Source organism: Kribbella swartbergensis, assembly GCF_054784135.1.
In genome coordinates, this window is record NZ_BAAGPM010000015.1 from 1 (window position 1) to 18,433 (window position 18,433).

Sequence of the window (18,433 nt, forward strand, 5' to 3'; positions counted from 1 at the left end):
CCGGGTGGGCTGTTCGCTGTATGGATGAGCTTGCCGGTGACCCAAGCGGCCGGGCCGGCGGCTGTTCGCCGTACCACTGGACTTGCCGCCGACTCAGCACCCGGGCCGGGGGTTGTTGTTCGCCGTAGGGATGAGCTTGCCCGTGACCCAAGCGGCCGGGCCGGCGGCGGCTCGCCGTACCACTGAACTTGCCGGTGACCCAGCACCCGGGCCCGGGGGGCTGATCGCCGTATGGATAAACCTGCCGGTGACCAAGCGGCCGGGCCCGGGGGCTGTTCGCCGTATGGATGAACCTGCCGGTGACCCACGCGGCCGGGCCGGGGGCTGTTCGCCGTACCACTGGACTTGCCGCCGACTCAGCACCCGGGCCCGGGGGTTGTTCGCCGTACGCATGAGCTTGCCGGTGACTCAGCACCCGGGTCCGGCGGCGGCTCGCCGTACCACTGAACTTGCCGGTGACCCAGCACCCGGGCCCAGGGGGCTGATCGCCGCACGGATGAACCTGCCGGTGACCCAAGCGGCCGGGCCGGCGGCTGTTCGCCGTACCACTGGACTTGCCGCCGACTCAGCACCCGGGCCGGGGGTTGTTCGCCGTACGCATGAGCTTGCCGGTGACCCAGCACCCGGGTCGGGGGCTGTTCGCGGTACGGATGAGCTTGCCGCCGACCCGACACCTGGGCCGGCGGCTGCTCGCTGTGCGAAAGGAATCCCAGCGACTACTTCTGGCGCTCGACTACGTAGTCGATGGCCTGCGTCAGCTTCTCGACGTCGTCCGGCTCGACCGCGGGGAACATCGCGACCCGCAGCTGATTGCGTCCCAGCTTCCGGTACGGCTCCGTGTCGACGATTCCGTTGGCCCGCAGCGTCTTCGCGACCGCCGCGGCGTCGATCGAGTCGTCCAGGTCGATGGTTCCGATCACCAGCGACCGCGCGTCCGGGTCCTCGACGTACGGCGTGGCGTACTCGGACTTCTCGGCCCACGTGTACAGCCGGGTGCTCGAGTCGGTCGTCCGCGCGACGCTCCACTCCAGCCCGCCCTGGTTGTTGATCCAGTCGGTCTGCTCCGCCATCAGGAACAGCGTGGCCAGCGACGGCGTGTTGTACGTCTGGTGCTTGCTCGAGTTGTCGACCGCGGTGGCCAGATCCAGGAACGCCGGGATCCACCGGCCGGAGGCGCTGATCTCCTCGACGCGCGCCAGCGCGGCCGGGCTCATCACCGCGATCCACAGCCCGCCATCTGAGGCGAAGCACTTTTGCGGCGCGAAGTAGTAGACGTCGACCTCGTTGATGTCGACCGGCAGACCGCCGGCGCCCGAGGTGGCGTCGATCGCGACCAGCGCGCCCTCGTCGGCACCCTCGACCCGCTTCACCGGCGCCATCACACCGGTGGAGGTCTCGTTGTGCGGCCAGGCGTACAGGTCGACGCCTGCCTCCGCGACCGCGGCCGGACGTGTACCGGGGTCGGACTTCACGATGCTGGGCTCGCCGAGGTGCGGCGCGAGTTGCGCGGCCTTGGCGAACTTCGAGGAGAACTCACCGAAGCTCAGGTGCTGGCTCTTCTCCCGGATCAGCCCGAACGTCGCGATGTCCCAGAACGCGGTCGACCCGCCGTTGCCCAGCACCACCTGGTAGCCGTCGGGCAGCTGGAACAGGTCGGCCACGCCCTGCTGCACCCGCGCGACGAGGTTCTTGACCGGCGCCTGGCGGTGCGACGTACCGAGCAGCTTGGCGCCTTCGGTCGCGAGAGCCGCGACGGCTTCCGGACGCACCTTGGACGGACCGGCCCCGAAACGACCGTCGGCGGGCTTGAGCTCTGCAGGAATCTGAATGTCGCTGGTCACCAGCGTTCCCTTCGTCGTCTGGCATTCCCTAGGCCGACGACGCTGTCAGCGCCCCCCATCTTCCCACACCCCATCCAACCCCAACTCCCGGGTCTCACCAACCCCACCCAATCCCACCCAGAGCCTCCCCAACCTCCACGGCCCGCCCACCCGCGGCCTCGCCTACCCACCCGCGCCCACCTGGGGTCTTGCCAACCCACGCGACGCCCGCCCCCGGGTCTCACCAACTCAAACCAACCCCGCCCGCAGGTCTCACCAACCGCACCGAGCGCTCACCCGGGGCCTCGCCAACCCACGGCGACCGGGCGTCGGATCAGCCCACCCAACGCCCACCCGGGGCCTCGCCAACCCACCCCACGCCACCCAGGGTTTCAGCGAGCCCCACCCGTAGTGGCTGAGCGGGGTTGGTGAGACCCCGGGTGGGCGTCGGGTGGGGTTGTGAGACCCGGGTGGGCGTCGGGTGGGATGGTGCGACCCCGGGTGAGCGCGCGGTCGAGGTTGTCGAGACCCCTGGCTGGCCCTCGGTGGGATTGGCGAGAACCCCGGTGGGCGCGCAGTGGGTTGGTGCGACCTCGGGTGGGCGGGGTTGGGTTGGTGAGACCCGGGGTGGGGGTCGGGTGGGTTGGCGAGACCCACCGGCGGGCTGGTCGGTGGGTGGGTTACTCGTGTTTGCGGGTGACGGTGTGGGTGCCGGTCATCTGGACGACCGGGCCGTCGGGGCCGTTGGTCCATTCGCCGCAGGCGCCGCCGCCTTCGGCCACCTCGAGTTCCAGCGGGGTGCCGTCCATCCGGAGAGCGGGGTGGTAGTACTGCGCGACCCGCTGCGCCTCGCCTTCGATGTAGTGGCCGATGAGGGCGCGGCGGAAACGGTCCTTGGTGACGTTCGGCGCACTGCCGTGGACCAGAGCGCCGTGGAAGAACAGCACGTCACCGGGCTCCATCTCGATCGGTACGGCGGCGTCCGGATCCGGCAGCGGGACCGTGATATCGGTGAAGCTGACCGTGGTGTCGGCCTTCTCGGTGCAGAGAATCGGCCAGCGGTGGCTGCCGGGCACGACCTCGAGACAGCCGTTCGCCTTGTCCACCCGGTCGAGCGCCATCCACGCCGCAATGCAGGTCCCGGGCTCCGCCTTCAGGTAGAAGTTGTCCTGGTGCAGCGCCTGCCCGCGGGAGCCCGGGGGCTTGAAGTACAGCATCGTCTGGACCGCGTACGGCGACCTGCCGAGCAGCGCGGTCATCACCTCATTGATGCGCGGGTCGATCAGCCATTGCAGCGAGGTGTCGTCCCAGCGGTGCATCTGCGCCATGCGTGGGTACCTGCGCAGCGGATCCCGGCTGGTGCTCGTATGGCCGGCGAAGTCGTGCGGAGCCGAGCCACGCTTGCGCAGGTCCATGTAGTGGTCCCGTAGCCGGTCGGCCTCGTCTGCGCCGAACAGCCCGCGCACCAGCGTGTACCCGGTGCTGTCGAACTCTTCCTTGTACGTCGCGGCGGCCTGCTCCTCGACCTTGTACGAAACGCTCATCCACCACTCCCGGGATAGTTCCGGCCAAATCTGTCAGGCCCTCGCGGTCTGTGCCTGCCGTAGCAATTCTCCTAGGCTGATTGAGGATCAGGCCACGGACGATTCGCGCAAGGAGTTGGACTTTTGACGCACGGAATGGCGGTCGGTGAACCTCTGAGGCTGCGCTTGCTGTCGGCGCCGACGTTCTGGCGGTGCGAGCCGAGCTGGTCTTGGGTGTCCCGCCCGCTGCCCGACCACCTCCTCTGGTGCGTCCTGGACGGCCGCGGCCGGCTCGAGCTGGACGGCGCTGAGCGCGAGTTGCACCCCGGCGTCTGCGCCGTCTTCGCACCAGGTGACGCGCCCAGAGCAGGCCACGACCCCAGACGACGCCTCCTGGTCTTCGGCATGCACTTCGACGTCAAACCCTTCGACACCAAACAATCCACACCCGAACCACGCAAGCCATTCGACGCCAAAACATCCGATGTCGAAGCTTCTGTCTCTCACGAGTCCGAGGAGGTGGGAGCGGGTGGGGTGGTGCCCTTGCCTCGGTGGGGGGAGGTTTTGGATCGGGAGCTGTTGGGGGTGTTGGCGCGGGCCAGTGATGCGGGGTATCGGCGGGGGGATGTGGTGGGGAGGCGGCAGGCTGAGCTGTGTTTGGAGCAGTTGCTGGGGATGATCTGGGACGCCGTACACAATCCAGGGCGGGGTGGGACCGACACGGCTGTGGACGAGGTGGCCCGCTTGATTAGGCAGGATCCCGGGCGGGACTGGAGTGTGGCGGAGATGGCGGGGCGGGCCGCGTTGTCGAGGGCGCAGTTCACTCGGCGGTTCGTTGCGCAGATGGGGATGTCGCCGGCGCAGTACTTGATCCAGGCGCGGATCGATCGTGCGGATCAGTTGCTGACCGAGACCGGTATGACAGTCACCCAGGTCGCCGCCGCACTCGGCTACACCGACGTTCCCTACTTCAGCCGCCAGTACAAGCAACGCACAGGCAGATCTCCCAGCACAGCCCGCGTCTGACACGCCGCAACGCCCACTCCGGGTCCGACACTCAACGCGTCGAGGCCGTGGTGCTGTCAGCGCCGACGGTGTGGACCGGCCGTGGGGAGTCGGCGGGGGGAGGGGCGACGTGCGGGGCTGGTCACAGGTCTGTCCGGGGGGTGGCGGCGAGAACTATGCTGCCTGGGCGCCTAGCAGCGCGCCGGCCACTGGTGGGCGGGTGCTCTGACCACGAGGACGAGGGAGTCGCATGTCAGATCCGAGGACCGAGGTGCAGCACGGGCTGGAGGGTGTGGTTGCGTTCGACACGCAGATCGCCGAGCCGGACAAGGAAGGTTCGGCGCTGCGGTATCGCGGCGTGGACATCGAGGACCTGGTCGGCCGCGTGCCGTTCGAGAACGTCTGGGGCCTCCTGGTCGACGGTGCCTTCACCCCCGGCCTGCCGCCGGCCGAGCCGTTCCCGCTGCCGGTCCACACCGGTGACGTGCGGGTCGACGTACAGTCCGCGCTGGCAATGCTCGCACCCGCCTGGGGTCTACGGCCGCTCTACGACATCGACGACGTCCAGGCCCGCGAGGACCTCTCCCGCGCCGCGGTGATGGCGTTGTCGTACGTCGCGCAGGCAGCTCGTGGCATCGGGCAACCGATGGTGCCGCAACGCGAGGTGGACAAGGCGAAGACCATCACCGAGCGTTTCATGATCCGCTGGCGCGGCGAGCCCGACCCGAAGCACGTCAAGGCCGTCGACGCGTACTGGACCTCAGCAGCCGAGCACGGCATGAACGCCTCCACGTTTACCGCCCGCGTGATCGCCTCTACGGGCGCCGATGTCGCAGCAGCCCTGTCCGGTGCGGTTGGCGCGATGTCCGGCCCGCTGCATGGTGGAGCGCCCGCACGCGTGCTGACGATGATCGAAGGCGTGGAGCGCAGCGGTGACGCGCGTGCCTACGTCAAAGGCCTCCTGGACGCAGGTGACCGCCTCATGGGCTTCGGCCACCGCGTCTACCGTGCCGAGGACCCGAGAGCCCGTGTGCTTCGTCGTACGGCGCGCGAGTTGGCTGCACCCCGTTACGAAGTAGCCGAGGCCCTGGAGCAGGCCGCGCTGGCCGAACTCCGCGAACGCCGCCCAGACCGTGTGCTCGAGACGAACGTCGAGTTCTGGGCGGCCATCGTGCTGGACTTCGCCGAAGTACCGCCGCCGATGTTCACCTCGATGTTCACCTGCGCCCGCACCGCCGGCTGGAGCGCCCACGTCCTCGAACAGAAACGCACCGGCCGCCTGATCCGCCCGTCGGCGATCTACTCGGGCCCTGCCACCCGCCCGGCCACCTCCGTCGAAGGCTGGAATCCCGCCTGGGCCGGGGGTGACCGCGTCTGCGGTTAGGGTCTCGCCATGACCGCCAAACCTGTTCCTGCCCGCGGGGTTGTCGGCCGGAGTCTGCCCTGGCTGCAGCTGCCGCCCGAGCAGCTGCCGCGATAACTTTCCTAGCGGGGCCTGCATCTGGCTCTGCATGGAAACACTGGTCGCCTACACCTTCCAGCGCGACGGTGCGGCAAGGGCTGCTGCGGGCACGGCACGCGTCGAGGCGTACTACGACGGCCTCTGGGACCAGAAGGCCAAGCACAACGGCTACGACGGCAGCACGGTCGGTCTGCACGTCTGGGACAGAGACGACACCGGTTGCTTCTGGCCCTCATGGCACGACTCCGGTGACCTGTGTGTGGCCAGCATCCACGCACCGCTCGGCTACCAGCGCGTGATCGGCGACGTACCGCCGTACGACGGCCCGGGCCGGCTGGCAGACGCAGTACGGCGTACTCCGGCCGACTTCCTCGAGTTGGCGCCACCGTTCACGCTGGCAGTGCTGGAGCCGCAGCAGGAGCGGTTGGATCTCTTCACCGACTCCATCGGCGTGGGCCGGCTCTTCCAGCTACGGCTGGCGGATGGCTGGGTGTGGAGCAACAGACCGGTCGCCGCGCTGCTCTTCGCCGGAGTGCCGGCCACGGCGGCGCCGCGGGGTTGGAGCTTTGCCGCGGCGTGTGGCTGGTTCATGGACGACAGCACGCCGTACGACGGTGTGCTCGCCGTTCCAGGGGCGACACACATCGTTGCCGACGGCAGGCAACGGAAGCAGACGGTCAGTCGGATCGAGACGACCAGTGTCTGGTCCACCGACGACCCGGACACCGTGGAGGAGACCGCCGCAGCGTTGCAGGACGTGGCGAGGTCAGTAGCCCGCTTGTGGCCTGACAGGCCGACTGTCGACCTCAGCGGTGGCCGCGACTCCAGAGTGGTTGCGGCCGCGTTCCTCAAGGCCGGTGTGGACCTCAGACTCAACAGCTACGACGCGGTGCCGGGTGAACTGGAAGTAGCGGAGGAACTCGTCAAAGCACTGCCCTTCAACGTCGACCATGCGGTCACCAAGAGGCAGCCGGTCAAGTCGGTGAAGTCGGCCCAGCCGGCCACACCACCGGCACTGGTCGGCCGCGCGCTCCGCTGGCACCGGTACGCCGAAGGACTCCGCCCGGCCAGCTACCTCTTCCACGCGCCACCGGCCACGCTCGCGAACGTCGCCCACCTGGCGATCGGCGGAGCCGGCGGAGAAGTTGCCCACGGCCACTTCTATCCCAGCGACGTACTGGAGCTGGACGCGCTACCCCTGCACGACAAGCTGAATGTTTTCGGTAACCGTCTGCAGGCCCGGCTCACTCCGACCGCAGGTCCGAGCTCGACTGCCCGCGCGGTCGTCGTGGAGCAGATCGATCGCGTCCTGCGGACCGCGGTGCACGGCGGCATCGAGGACGCGACCATGCTGGACTACTTCTACCTGGTCGAACGACTTCGCCGCTGGGGTACGACGGGTGAGCGGAGCGGGGTCGTGTCACCGCTGCTCGTACCCGCGTTCGTCCGGTCGGCGTTCGCGCTGGCCCCCGCCCAACGCGTCGGCAACGCCCTCCACCGGGAGCTGGTCGGTCGCCTGATCCCCGAGTGGGCCGACGTGCCGTTCTTCAAACCGGCAGTGCGCAGTGCCGGTGCCCGGCCGAGAGTTCGCCGCCTTGCCGACGCGCCCGATCGGGACGTCATCGAGGAACTCCTCCGGGACGTCGACGGCTTCGATCAGCAAGCACTCAACACCCTCTGGGCGGCCTCCACAGCGGGCGCCAGTTCGGCCGCCGCCGAGGCCGCCCTTAGCCAAGCCCTCTGGCGGGCGACCTTCGACCAGCACCTGGACGAGGTCAACCGCCACCTGCCGCCGGGCGTCCGCAGCCACCGAGAGCAGCAGGCAGAGCTAAGCCTGCAGGAGACAACCCCCACACCCCCAGCGTCCAAGGCCAGAGCACCCAAGGCCCGCCCAGCGACCAGGGTCCGCCTGGCCCGTCACCCTGTCGTACGCCGACTGGCAGCCAACCGAGTCTGGAAAGCCTTCCGCCGTACCCGACTCGGCCGCTCCTGGAAAGGACTGAGTCAGTAGGCTCGGACCGTGGACCTAGCAGAGATGCGGCGTATCTACGGCCTCGGTGAACTGCTCGAGAGCCAGGTTGACCCCGATCCGATCGTCCAGTTCCGCATCTGGCTCGAACAAGCGACCGATGCCGGTCTCGCCGAGCCCAATGCGATGGTCCTGGCCACAGCCGACAGCGATGGCCGGCCATCCGCGCGGACCGTCCTGCTCAAAGGCCTCGACGCCCGCGGCTTCGTCTTCTACACGAATCAGCAGTCCCGCAAGGCCGACGACCTGGCCGCGAACCCGCAGTGTGCCCTCGTCTTCCCCTGGCACGTGATGGAACGCCAGGTCCGCGTCGAAGGCACCGTCAGCAAGCTCCCGCAGGAGGAGGTCGACGCCTATTTCGCCAGCCGGCCGCGCGAGTCGCAACTCGGCGCGTGGGCCTCCCAGCAGAGCCAGCCGGTCGCTTCCCGTGAGGAACTCGACCTGCAGTACGCCTCCTACGAGCGCCAATGGCCGGAGGGCACGGAGATCTCCACGCCGTACTTCTGGGGCGGCTATCTCGTCCACCCGCACATGATCGAGTTCTGGCAGGGCCGGATCGGCCGCCTCCACGACCGGCTGGCCTACCGCCGCACCAGTTCGGAAGGCTGGGAGCTCTCCCGGCTCCAGCCCTGAGGATCCGAGGTCTCCCGGAACCCGAACCGTTCCCACCACCGCACCAGCGGCGCCGGCGCCCACCAGTTCAACCGGCCGAGCAGCCGCATCGTCGCCGGCACCAGCAGCGCCCGGACGATCGTCGCGTCCAGCGCGATCGCGATCACCAGCCCGACGCCGATCATCTTGACGAAGACGATGCCCGAGGTGGAGAACGCGGCCACCACGATGATCAGCAGCAGGGCCGCACTGGTGATGATCCCGCCGGTCCGCTGCAACCCGAGAGCGACGGCCTGCGTGTTGTCGCCGGTCCGGTCGTACTCCTCCCGGATCCGGCTGAGCAGGAACACCTCGTAGTCCATCGACAGCCCGAACAGTACGGCGAACAGCAGCACCGGATTCGTGGCGTCGAGGAACCCGGCCGGGGTGAAGTCGAGCACTCCGGACAGGTTGCCGTCCTGGAAGATCCACACCATGGCGCCGAACGCGGCCGACAGCGACAGCACGTTCATCACCAGCGCCTTGGCCGGCAGCACGAAGGAGCCGAAGGCAACGAACAGCAGGACGAACGTGACCAGCACGATGAACCCGGCCATCCACGGCGCCCGTTCGGCGAGTACGTCGAGCAGGTCGATGACAGCCGCCGTCTCACCGCCGACCTCGACCGTGGTCCCGGCCGGCGGCGGCACCGCCCGGACGTCGTGCACGACCTCGCGCGCCGGCAACTCCTGCCCGGTGAAGTGCGTGTGGACGACCACCGAGGCGACGCCGTCCTGGTATCCACCGATCCGCACGTTGTCGACGTCCGCGATCTGCCCGAGAGTGCCGACGTACGGCGCCAGCACCGCCGAGGGATCGGCCGGCGGTGAGGAGAACCGCACGGCCACGACGATGTCCGATCCGCCGGCTCCGGCGAAGTCCCGCTGCAGCGTCTCCGTCACCGTCCGGGAGGTCGCACCTGCCGGCAAGGCCCGATGGTCCACTCCGCCCAACTGCGCCTGCAGGAAGGGAATCCCGAGCACCAGCAGCAGCGGAACCAGGACCACGACGTAGCGCACCGGCCGCCTCATCACACTGTGTCCGAGGCGATACCAGGCGCCGTGGTCCGCGGCGGGTTTGCGCGGCTTGAAGATGCGGAGCTTGTTCACCCGGTGCCCGAGTACGGCGAGCAACGCGGGCAGCGCAGTCAACGCCGCCACCATCGCGACCGCCACCGCGGCCGCGCCGCCGTACGCCATCGAGCGCAGGAACATCACCGGGAACAGCACCAGGCTGCTGATCGCCACGCCGACGGTGATCCCGGAGAACGCCACCGTCCGGCCGGCCGTCGCCATCGTCACCGCCAGCGCCGTCTCCACGTCGTTGCCCTTGGCAAGCTCTTCGCGGAACCGGGTGACGATGAACAGCGCGTAGTCGATCGCCAGCCCGAACCCGATCATCGTGACGATGTTGATCGAGAAGATCGACACGTCCGTCACCGCCGACAGTCCGCGGAGCAGCACGAAGGCCCCCAGGATCGCCAGCGCGCCGACGAAGAGCGGCAGCGAGGCCGCGACCAGTCCGCCGAAGACGATCACCAGCAGCACCAGCACGATCGGCATCGAGATCGTCTCCGCGCGCACGATGTCGTGCTCGGTCTGGGTGTTCACCTCGTCGAAGACCGCGACCTCGCCGCCCACCTTGACGTCCAGGCCGGGCGGACCGGCCCGCAACTGGTCGGAGATCTTGTGGAAGGTGTCCAGCCGAGCCTCCGGATCCGCGCCGGCCAGCGTCAGTACGGCGTACGTGCTGTGCTGATCCTTCGACACGAAAGCGGGGGAGCGGGTGCTCCAGTACGTTTGCCTGCTGGTGACGTCCTGCGCGGGCAGGGCAGCCAGGTGACTCTCCACGGACTGCCGGAAGCCGGGGTCGGCGACCGTCTGATCCGCGCTGCGGTACAGCACGACGACGTCGGTCCCGGTCCGGCCGACGCTCTGCTCGATGGTCGCGACCGCGCCGGCGGCCTCGGTGTTCGGCGCGTCGAAACCGCCGTTGGCCAGCGGGCCGAACACGCCGGTGCCCCAGGCGAGCCCGAGCGCGACGAAGACTCCGGTCAGGGCGAGGACCAGGCGGCGGCGCCGGTACGTGAATCGGCCGAGCGTCTCGAACACGAAACTCTCCCCAGGGCGTAGATTTGAGCGGATGGCCTCAGTGAACAGCGTTAACTGTTAACGGTGTTAACTCTAGACATCGGGTACCGAGACGTGTCAAGGGAGAACTGTGGAACCGAGCCGGCGTGATCGCCAGCGGGCCGCGACGCTCGCCGACATCAAGGCCGCCGCGCGGCGGCTGCTGGTCAGCGGCGGCGTGGGCGCGGTCGGCCTGCGTGCCGTCGCCCGCGAGCTCGGCCTGACCCCGCCCGCGCTGTACCGCTACTTCCCCAGCCACGAGGCGCTCGTCACCGCCCTGATCGCCGACCTGTACGACGAGTTGACCGCGGCGCTGATGGCGTTGCAGGACAACGACGCCGATCCGGATCTCGGAGCGCGGCTGTACCTGCTGGCGAACGGCCTGCGCGACTGGGCGCTGGCCCATCCGGCCGAGTTCGGGCTGCTGTTCGGCACCGCGATCCCGGATCCGGACGCCGAGGGGCACGAGGACACGCCAGGTCACCAGGCGGCGATGCGGTTCGCCGCCGTCTTCAAGGCGCTGGTCGCCCAGGTCTGGCACGAGAAGCCGTTCCCGCACCCGTCCGAGCAGGAGCTCGGCCCGGTGCTGGTGGCGCAACTGTCCCGCAAGGCGGAGTACTTCGACGGGATGCCGCCCGGCGCCATCTACCTGGCGCTGAACTACTGGACCAGGTTGTACGGCCTGATCTGCATGGAGGTGTTCGGCCAGTTGCACTGGGCGCTGGAGGATGCCGGCGCGTACTTCGAGGCGCAGCTCTACGAGATCGGGGTAGCGCTCGGGCTGGACTGCCCGGCGCCTGAATAGAAAAAGCCCGCGGGCGCTTCCAGAACACGACCGGGTGGCCGAACTCTGGGTCAGGCGGACTGACCTGACTGCCCGCGGGCCCGGTGGCTGGCGTTGGATTGGCCGACCACATGCCCACTAACTAGTGGTTGGCGGTCAGCCCGCCGCCACCTCACGAGTCCGATAGCAATTCATGCGTTGGACCACCTCCCTTCGCGTGTACTGCGAACCTACTGGCCGACGGTCCCCCGTTCAACCGTTTTTCACCCACAGCGTGATCCCATAAGGGACATGTTCAGAGTCGGAGGTCCGCTGCTCCTCATCCTGCTGGCCGGAACCGCCTGGTTCGCGTGGGCGTCGTACCGCCGGGCCGCCCAGGCAGAGCGGGCGCTGGCCGAGTTGCACGCCGAGAACCGGGCGCTGCTGCACGAGGCCAGGGCGCTGGAACGGGCGGTCGCGGCTGCCGAGCAGGGCCTGCGTACGCTCAGCTCGCATCCGTCGGTGCCGCGGGACGTCGCGGTCACCGCAGACCTGACCCTCGCCGACGTACGGCGACTGGTAGAACGCAAGGAGCTCGACGACTGATGGCAAAGCTGGGGAACGCCGCCGCTGCGGTGCGGGCCAAGGGGAGCGGCGGCGTCAAGGCGAAGGTGATCGGCGGCCTGATCCTGGCCGTGATCGCGATCGTCGTGCTGTTCAACATCTTCAACTTCGCCGACACCGACGCGAACAAGATCGGCCTGCACTACGGCGGCGGTGTGGTCGAGGACAAGAAGTTCAAGTCGATCATCCCGCCTGGCTCGACCAACAAGCTGATCGGACCGGGTGACACCGTCTACGCCTACCCGACCGACCAGCGCTCCTACATCATCGGCGGCGCCGGAGCGGACACCGACGGCGGCGACGAGGTCACCGTGGTCAGCAAGGACAACGTCCGGCTCGGCGTCCGGGTGCAGGTCTACTTCACCCTGAACCGGACCGAGGAGACGCTGAGGTCCTTCCACGAGCGGATCGGCCTGAAGACCGACGCGTACGAGGAGCGCGGCTGGAACGAGATGCTGCAGTCCTACTTCCGGCCGCAGATCGACCGGGCGCTGGCCGCGGTCGCGACCAACTACACCTGGGCCGAGCTCTACAACAACGAGGCGAAGAAGTCCGCCTTCCAGAAGGCCGCCGCCGAGGAGTTCACCCGGCTGCTGCCGGCCGCCGTCGGTGGTGACTACTTCTGCGGCCCGTCGTACACCGGGAACAACGCGTGCGGTGAGTTGTCCTTCACCATCCAGAAGCCGACGCCGCTGGACAAGGGCATCATCGACGGCCTGGAGGCCAAGCAGCGGGCCGAGCTGGCCAGGGCGACGCAGGAGCAGAAGAACCAGCAGGTCAACGTCGAGCTGCAGTCGGTCAAGCAGCAGGTTGCGATGCTCGGGGCGCAGGGCTACCTGCTGAAGACGGCGATCGAGTCGGGCAAGATCCAGTTCATGGTGATCCCGCAGAACGGCAACGTCAGCATCCCCGTGCCGACCACCACCCAACCCAACCAGCCGAACAACCAGCCGACCCGCTGAGACCGAAGGAGCATCCGTGTCCGCCCTGCCGTCGCACCTCGAGCTCGTGCAGGGCGTCGTGCTGCCGAAGCCGGTCGGCGCGGACCCGGTGCTCGACTTCGTCAACACCCGGTCCGACTGGTCCACGCGTGACCAGGCCAGAACCGAGTGGCTGACGTCGTACGAGGCCTTCCTGATCTGGAACTCGTACGTCGGCCTGCTGCCGCCGGCGACCGTGTTCCGGCTGATCGAGCAGGCCAGCGGCAAGCCGACCGAGGCGGCCCGACGGCTGCATGCGGCACTGGAGTTCAGAGCCGAGCTGTACGACGTCTTGACCGGTCAGGCGAGGGATGAGTCGTTCGAAGCCGCGGCCCGGGTGATCGAGAAAGCATCCGGGCGGCGGCAGCTCCTACGCACGGGCGACGGTGCGTCGTGGGAGCTGCCGGAGGACTTGGCGCAGCCGCTCGACCAGCTGGCACTGCTCGCCGGCGACCTGTTGACCGGGCCATCGCGGGCGCATGTCCGGGTGTGCCCGGGGGAGTCGTGCGGCTGGCTGTTCCTCGATCCGCGTGGTCGTCGCCGCTGGTGTTCGATGGCGACCTGCGGCAACCGCGCAAAGGTCCGGGCGCACGCGGCCCGTGCGCGCTAGTTGAACTGCGCCGGGTCGACGGTGATCCACGTGTGCCGGGCACGGGCGAGCACCCGGCCATCGGCGTCGTACAACGTGCTCGCCGTGAACGTCTTCCGGCCGTCCTCGCCCAGGTAGCGACCGAGCGCGACACAGGCCTCGCCGACCTGCGGGCGCGCGTCGATGCAGGCCGTGAGCTGGCCGAGCACCGACGGCCGGCCTTCCAGGTCGATCGCCCATCCACCCGGGCAGTCGAGCGCCGCCCAGAGGAAGACCGCGTCGACCAGGCCGTCGTCGGTCGCGAGATCCGCGGCCGGCGTCCAGGTGCACGCCGTACGCCCGCCCGCCAGCGGGCCCGGCTTCAGCCGCAGCCCGCCCTCGTTCGCCGGCCCGCACACGAAGCACGACGGGAACGGATGGTTCGAGAGTCCCCGGTACGACGCCTCGGCCGTGCGAGCATCCTCCGGCGACACCGGATCGATGGTCGCATCGGCCAGGAAGCCGGACTCGACGGGTACGGCGGTCGCGACCACGGACTCCCCGTCCAGCAGCCTGGCGCCCTCGGTCTCCGCGACGAGTTCGAGCTCGCGCTCCAGCGGCGGGGGCATCCGCAACGTCACCTGCGGCACGAAGCCGCCGTCGATCACACCGGCCAGGGCGGTCCCGACCCGGCCGGCGACGTACCCGCCGTTCCCGGATCTCTCCGGGCCCTGGAACCGCCGCGCGATCCACACCGCCTCGTTCATGGACCTCGACCCTAGCCGTTCACGGTCAGTGGTTCGCTTTGCCACCCACAGTGACCGAATCTGGCTCACAGCAGCAGCCGGAAGAGCCGTGCGGTCGCATCCCGGACATCCGCAAAATACACAGGTGTGAGTCCCGATCACGGGGGAATGAAGGAGGTTCAGAGAAATCTGAGGAATTCTCGGAGATAACTGAGCTGAGTACTCCTGTTCAAACGACCGTTTGAACTATGCTGACTGCAGGCTACGGCGAGTGAGCAGGTGGGGTGCCTGAGCGAGCAGTGGCCGGGGGGAAGGAGAACTCTGTGGAAACACCGGTCGAATCGACCCGGGAGAGGTTGCTCAACGTCGCCGAGCAACGGTTCGGAGAGGGGGGTTACGAAGGGACGTCCCTGCGCGCCATCACGGTTGCGGCGGCGGCGAACATCGCGGCGGTGAACTACCACTTCGGTTCGAAGGAGGCGCTGCTGCGGGCGGCGGTGGCGCGGGCGATGGCGCCGGTCAACGCCGAACGCCGGCGCCGGCTGGACCTGCTGGAGGCTCGCGGCAACCCCGAGCCGGAGGAACTGATCCGCGCGTTCATCGAGCCCGGGCTGGACCTGGTCCTGCGCCGGGGCGAGCGCGGTGCCGTGGCGGCCCGGTTCATCGGCCGGATCGCCTTCGACCCGAGCCAGCGGATCCGCGAGTTGTACGCGGCGGAGTCCGACCCGATCGAGTCGCGGTACCTGGCCGCGCTGCAGGCGGCGTTGCCGCATGCGACACCGGAGGCAGTCGCCTTCGGCTACGTGAACATGCTCGGTCTGCTCGCCCTGCACCAGTCGCAGGCGCTGTCGCGGGCACCCGGGCTGGAGGAGGCCGAGGATCCCGGCAAGCTGGCCGAGAACCTGATCGCGTTCCTGGTCGCCGCGTTCGACCGGGGATTGCGGAGCTGATCCGGTGGCGGCCGATCACCCGCGGCGCCCTGCCCGCGGATCTTCGGACGCACCCGAGTCGGCAGACGCACCCGATCAGGGACGACAGCGGGACGGGACAGGCCCCTCCTCCGGACAGAGTTTTGTCCAAGGATTGCTCACGGATGTTCGGACTGCCGGGTAACGCTGCATAATGGCGCTCCGTGGACCCCTGTGAAATCGTGGTTGCCGTCGATCTCGGTGGAACCCGGATGAAGTGCGGCCTGGTCGCCGCGGACGGTGCCGTGCTGCACCGCGAGACCAGGCCGACGCCCCGGGACGCTGGGGGCCGCGCCGTGCTCGACGCCCTGCTGGAGACCGTCGTCGAACTCGGCCAGAAGGCGACCGCCGACGGCCACCGGGTGCGCGCCATCGGCGTCGTCGTCCCCGGGGTCATCGACGCCGCGACCGGCACCGTCAGCGCGGAGAACCTGGCCTGGGTCGGTACGCCGGTGCTCGCGGAGCTGACCGCCGCGGTCGGGAACGACGTACCGGTTGTGCTCGCCCACGACGTCCGGGCCGGTGGGTACGCCGAACTCCGCCACGGTGCCCTGGCCGGCACGACGAACTCGATGTTCCTCCCGCTCGGCACCGGTATCGCCGCGGCGATGGTGGTCGACGGCTCGCTGGTCAGCGGCGACGGGTACGCCGGCGAACTCGGCCACACCCGCTTCGTCCATGGCGACGCCGCCGAGCTGTGCGCCTGCGGCCAGTGGGGCTGCCTCGAGACCGTCGCGTCCGCCGCCGCCATCGCCCGCAGGTACGGCGCTCGCACCGGGCGGACCGTGGACGGCGCCCGCGAAGTACTCGAGTTGCTCGCGGCCGGTGATCCGGATGCCGCACAGGTCTGGGACGACGCGCTCACCGCGCTGATCGAGGCCCTCGTCCTCTACACCACCCTGGTCGCGCCCACGCGGATCGCGATCGGTGGTGGACTGGTGGGAGCAGGCGAGACGCTGCTACAGCCACTCCGCGAAGGGATCCACGCCCGGCTGACGTTCCAGCGCGAGCCGGAGATCGTCGCCGCCGTCCTGGGTGAGGAGGCGGGCTGTCTCGGCGCCGCGCTGATGGCCTGGGACCGCGTCGCCGCGGACGAGACTGAGGGGACGGTATGACGACATATCGTGTCGGCCGGCTTGTCACGCCGGACGATGTCCTGGAGAACGCCTGGATCCAGGTGCTGGGCGAGGACATCTACGCCTTCGGCCGGCGGTCGGAGGGGATGCCCGCCGACGGCAGGCGGCCGGAGGAACTGGGCGACGTCACGGTCGTCCCGGGTTTCGTCGACATCCACACCCACGGTGGCGGCGGAGCGACGTACTCGACGACCGATCCGGAGGAGGCCCGCAAGGTCGCGGCCTTCCACGCCAGGCACGGGACGACGACGACGCTGGCCAGCCTGGTCACCTCGCCGCTCGACGACCTGGTGTCACAGACCGCCTGTCTCGCCGAACTGGTCGCCGACGGGATCATCGCCGGTGTCCACCTCGAAGGCCCGTTCCTGTCGGAGGCGCGCTGTGGTGCGCACGATCCCTCGCTGCTGCGGCCGCCGGCCGCGGACGACGTGGCGAAGGTCCTGAGCGACGTGGTCCGGATGGTGACGATCGCGCCGGAACTCGAGAACGGGCTGGACGCGATCCGGCAGGTGGTCGACGCGGGTGCCGTCGCCGCCCTGGGTCACACCGACGCGACGTACGAGCAGATGATCGCGGGTGCCGACGCCGGTGCGACCGTGGCGACGCACCTGTTCAACGGGATGCGGCCGTTCCACCATCGCGACCCCGGCCCGGTCGGTGCGGCGATCAACGACGAGCGGCTGCTGCTGGAGGTGATCAACGACGGTCTGCACCTGGATCCGCAGGTCGTCCGGGTCGCGCTGGCCGCCGCGGGCGTGAACCGGATCGCGCTGATCACCGACGCGATGGAGGCGACCGGGATGCCGGAGGGCCGGTACAAGATCGGCGACCTCGAGGTCGACGTCAAGGACGGGCTGGTGACACTGGCCCACGGCACGCACTCGATCGCCGGCAGCACCCTGACGATGGACGTCGCCTACGCCAACGCGGTCAAGGCCGGGGTATCCCTGGTGGACGCGTCCCGGATGGCGTCGACCACGCCGGCACAGACCTTCGGCTGGTACGACGTCGGCGCGATCGAGACCGGCAAGCGGGCCGACCTGGTGGTCCTGGACGAGGAGTACGCCGTCCAGAAGGTGATGCGGGCGGGGTCGTGGCTGGACTGATCGGGCCATGATCGGCACCGTCACCCTCAACCTCGCGCTGGACGTCACCTACGAGGTCGACGAACTCGTCGTCGGCGGCAGTCATCGCGTCGCCGCGGTCCGGCAGCGGGCCGGTGGCAAAGGGGTGAACGTCGCGCGCGTCGCGGCCACCCTCGGCCACCAGGTGCTCGTGCTCGGGTTCGTCGGCGGCGTCACCGGTGAGGTCGTCGCCGAGGAGCTCTTCGACGCCGGGCTGACCGCCCTGCTCACCCCGATCGCCGGTGAGACCCGCCGTACCGTTGCCATCGTCAACGGGGCCGACGGGGACGCGACGATCTTCAACGAGGCCGGTCCGTCGGTGTCCGCCGACGAATGGCGAGCGTTCCTCGACCGGATGCCGTGGGGGCGGCTCGGCGTGCTGGCCTGCTCGGGCAGCCTTCCGCCGGGGTTGCCGGCAGACGCGTACGCCGAGATCGCGGTCAGGGCCCGGCATCATGACGTACTGACCGTCATCGACGCCGGCGGTGACGCGCTGACGGCTGCGGCGAGGGCCGGTGCGGTGGTGCGGTCCAACGCGGCCGAGTTGCGTGACGCGCTCGGTGACACAACGGTCGAAGCGGGCGCTCGGCAACTGGTCGAGCTCGGTGCGACCGCGGCGGTGATCACCGACGGACCGCGCGGAATGGTTGCCGCGAGCCACAAAAGTGTCTGGCGGGCGCTGCCGGTCGAGAAGGTGTCCGGCAATCCCACCGGTGCGGGCGATGCGTGTACGGCGGTCGTCGCGGCGGCCGTCGCGGAATCGCCGGAGCCAGACTGGCCCGTCGTACTCAGGTCCGCTGTCGCCGCGTCTGCCGCCGCTGTGTTGACGCCTGTTGCCGGGGACATCGATCTCGCGGCCTATCGGCGCTGGCAGCCCCAGGTCACCGTCAACTAGAGGAGCACTC

16 protein-coding genes are annotated in these 18,433 nt (G+C 69.2%); 12 read left to right on the plus strand and 4 right to left on the minus strand.

Annotation, left to right across the window (positions count from 1 at the left end; genetic code table 11):
- Positions 1-716: 716 nt before the first annotated feature.
- Together serC and ACYVOK_RS10870 are read right to left on the minus strand one after the other, a co-directional pair.
- Positions 717-1,841 (minus strand): phosphoserine transaminase, encoded by a 1,125-nt coding sequence (gene serC, locus ACYVOK_RS10865; protein WP_460662194.1) that lies wholly within the window; start codon positions 1,839-1,841, stop codon positions 717-719.
- A 659-nt stretch (positions 1,842-2,500) separates the two neighbouring features.
- Complete coding sequence (locus ACYVOK_RS10870) at positions 2,501-3,364, minus strand: phytanoyl-CoA dioxygenase family protein (RefSeq protein ID WP_460662195.1); 864 nt, start codon at positions 3,362-3,364, stop codon at positions 2,501-2,503.
- A 384-nt stretch (positions 3,365-3,748) separates the two neighbouring features.
- Here ACYVOK_RS10870 and ACYVOK_RS10875 point away from each other — a divergent pair, with 384 nt between their 5' ends.
- From ACYVOK_RS10875 to pdxH, 4 genes are all read left to right on the plus strand, one after another.
- Positions 3,749-4,369 carry a helix-turn-helix domain-containing protein gene (locus ACYVOK_RS10875; RefSeq protein ID WP_460662196.1) on the plus strand — a complete coding sequence of 207 codons (621 nt, stop codon included), beginning with the start codon at positions 3,749-3,751 and terminating at the stop codon, positions 4,367-4,369.
- 229 nt (positions 4,370-4,598) lie between these two features.
- Positions 4,599-5,732: a citrate synthase 2 gene (locus ACYVOK_RS10880; RefSeq protein WP_460662197.1), complete on the plus strand. Its 1,134-nt coding sequence runs from the start codon at positions 4,599-4,601 to the stop codon at positions 5,730-5,732.
- Positions 5,733-5,859: 127 nt separating this feature from the next.
- Positions 5,860-7,821, plus strand: coding sequence for a hypothetical protein (locus ACYVOK_RS10885; protein ID WP_460662198.1), 1,962 nt, complete (start codon positions 5,860-5,862; stop codon positions 7,819-7,821).
- A gap of 9 nt (positions 7,822-7,830) precedes the next feature.
- Positions 7,831-8,472: a pyridoxamine 5'-phosphate oxidase gene (gene pdxH / locus ACYVOK_RS10890; protein WP_460662199.1), complete on the plus strand. Its 642-nt coding sequence runs from the start codon at positions 7,831-7,833 to the stop codon at positions 8,470-8,472.
- Here the strand turns inward: pdxH and ACYVOK_RS10895 are convergent.
- Positions 8,421-10,601, minus strand: a complete 2,181-nt coding sequence (locus ACYVOK_RS10895; RefSeq protein ID WP_460662200.1) for an MMPL family transporter — start codon at positions 10,599-10,601, stop codon at positions 8,421-8,423. The two genes, pdxH and ACYVOK_RS10895, sit on opposite strands and share 52 nt — an antisense overlap.
- A 109-nt stretch (positions 10,602-10,710) precedes the next feature.
- Here ACYVOK_RS10895 and ACYVOK_RS10900 point away from each other — a divergent pair, with 109 nt between their 5' ends.
- From ACYVOK_RS10900 to ACYVOK_RS10915, 4 genes are all read left to right on the plus strand, one after another.
- On the plus strand, positions 10,711-11,424 hold the full coding sequence (locus ACYVOK_RS10900; protein WP_460662201.1) for a TetR/AcrR family transcriptional regulator: 714 nt from the start codon (positions 10,711-10,713) through the stop codon (positions 11,422-11,424).
- Positions 11,425-11,694: 270 nt separating this feature from the next.
- Positions 11,695-11,988, plus strand: a complete 294-nt coding sequence (locus tag ACYVOK_RS10905; RefSeq protein ID WP_460662202.1) for a hypothetical protein — start codon at positions 11,695-11,697, stop codon at positions 11,986-11,988.
- Positions 11,988-12,968 (plus strand): SPFH domain-containing protein, encoded by a 981-nt coding sequence (locus ACYVOK_RS10910; RefSeq protein WP_460662203.1) that lies wholly within the window; start codon positions 11,988-11,990, stop codon positions 12,966-12,968. The genes ACYVOK_RS10905 and ACYVOK_RS10910 overlap by 1 nt, the downstream gene beginning before the upstream one ends.
- A 16-nt stretch (positions 12,969-12,984) precedes the next feature.
- Positions 12,985-13,596, plus strand: coding sequence for a CGNR zinc finger domain-containing protein (locus ACYVOK_RS10915; RefSeq protein ID WP_460662204.1), 612 nt, complete (start codon positions 12,985-12,987; stop codon positions 13,594-13,596).
- Here ACYVOK_RS10915 and ACYVOK_RS10920 read toward each other — a convergent pair.
- Positions 13,593-14,321 carry a hypothetical protein gene (locus ACYVOK_RS10920; protein WP_460662205.1) on the minus strand — a complete coding sequence of 243 codons (729 nt, stop codon included), beginning with the start codon at positions 14,319-14,321 and terminating at the stop codon, positions 13,593-13,595. The two genes, ACYVOK_RS10915 and ACYVOK_RS10920, sit on opposite strands and share 4 nt — an antisense overlap.
- 302 nt (positions 14,322-14,623) lie before the next feature.
- Here ACYVOK_RS10920 and ACYVOK_RS10925 point away from each other — a divergent pair, with 302 nt between their 5' ends.
- The 4 genes from ACYVOK_RS10925 (at position 14,624) to ACYVOK_RS10940 (ending at position 18,423) form a co-directional block, all read left to right on the plus strand.
- Entirely contained in the window at positions 14,624-15,250 is a 627-nt protein-coding gene (locus ACYVOK_RS10925; RefSeq protein ID WP_460662206.1) for a TetR family transcriptional regulator, read from the plus strand.
- A gap of 182 nt (positions 15,251-15,432) precedes the next feature.
- Complete coding sequence (locus ACYVOK_RS10930; protein WP_460662207.1) at positions 15,433-16,383, plus strand: ROK family protein; 951 nt, start codon at positions 15,433-15,435, stop codon at positions 16,381-16,383.
- Positions 16,380-17,510, plus strand: coding sequence for an N-acetylglucosamine-6-phosphate deacetylase (nagA, locus tag ACYVOK_RS10935; RefSeq protein ID WP_460662208.1), 1,131 nt, complete (start codon positions 16,380-16,382; stop codon positions 17,508-17,510). Before ACYVOK_RS10930 ends, nagA begins: the two co-directional genes overlap by 4 nt.
- 7 nt (positions 17,511-17,517) lie before the next feature.
- Positions 17,518-18,423, plus strand: a complete 906-nt coding sequence (locus ACYVOK_RS10940) for a 1-phosphofructokinase family hexose kinase (protein WP_460662209.1) — start codon at positions 17,518-17,520, stop codon at positions 18,421-18,423.
- The last annotated feature ends 10 nt before the right edge of the window (positions 18,424-18,433 follow it).

Bases quoted from the DNA above. Each gene is read 5' to 3' on its own strand.
- ACYVOK_RS10920 (WP_460662205.1), bottom strand. From the start codon at position 14,321: ATGAACGAGGCGGTGTGGATCGCGCGGCGGTTCCAGGGCCCGGAGAGA.
- nagA (WP_460662208.1), top strand. From the start codon at position 16,380: ATGACGACATATCGTGTCGGCCGGCTTGTCACGCCGGACGATGTCCTG.
- ACYVOK_RS10870 (WP_460662195.1), bottom strand. From the start codon at position 3,364: ATGAGCGTTTCGTACAAGGTCGAGGAGCAGGCCGCCGCGACGTACAAG.
- ACYVOK_RS10905 (WP_460662202.1), top strand. From the start codon at position 11,695: ATGTTCAGAGTCGGAGGTCCGCTGCTCCTCATCCTGCTGGCCGGAACC.
- ACYVOK_RS10910 (WP_460662203.1), top strand. From the start codon at position 11,988: ATGGCAAAGCTGGGGAACGCCGCCGCTGCGGTGCGGGCCAAGGGGAGC.
- ACYVOK_RS10885 (WP_460662198.1), top strand. From the start codon at position 5,860: ATGGAAACACTGGTCGCCTACACCTTCCAGCGCGACGGTGCGGCAAGG.
- ACYVOK_RS10880 (WP_460662197.1), top strand. From the start codon at position 4,599: ATGTCAGATCCGAGGACCGAGGTGCAGCACGGGCTGGAGGGTGTGGTT.
- ACYVOK_RS10940 (WP_460662209.1), top strand. From the start codon at position 17,518: ATGATCGGCACCGTCACCCTCAACCTCGCGCTGGACGTCACCTACGAG.
- ACYVOK_RS10875 (WP_460662196.1), top strand. From the start codon at position 3,749: ATGCACTTCGACGTCAAACCCTTCGACACCAAACAATCCACACCCGAA.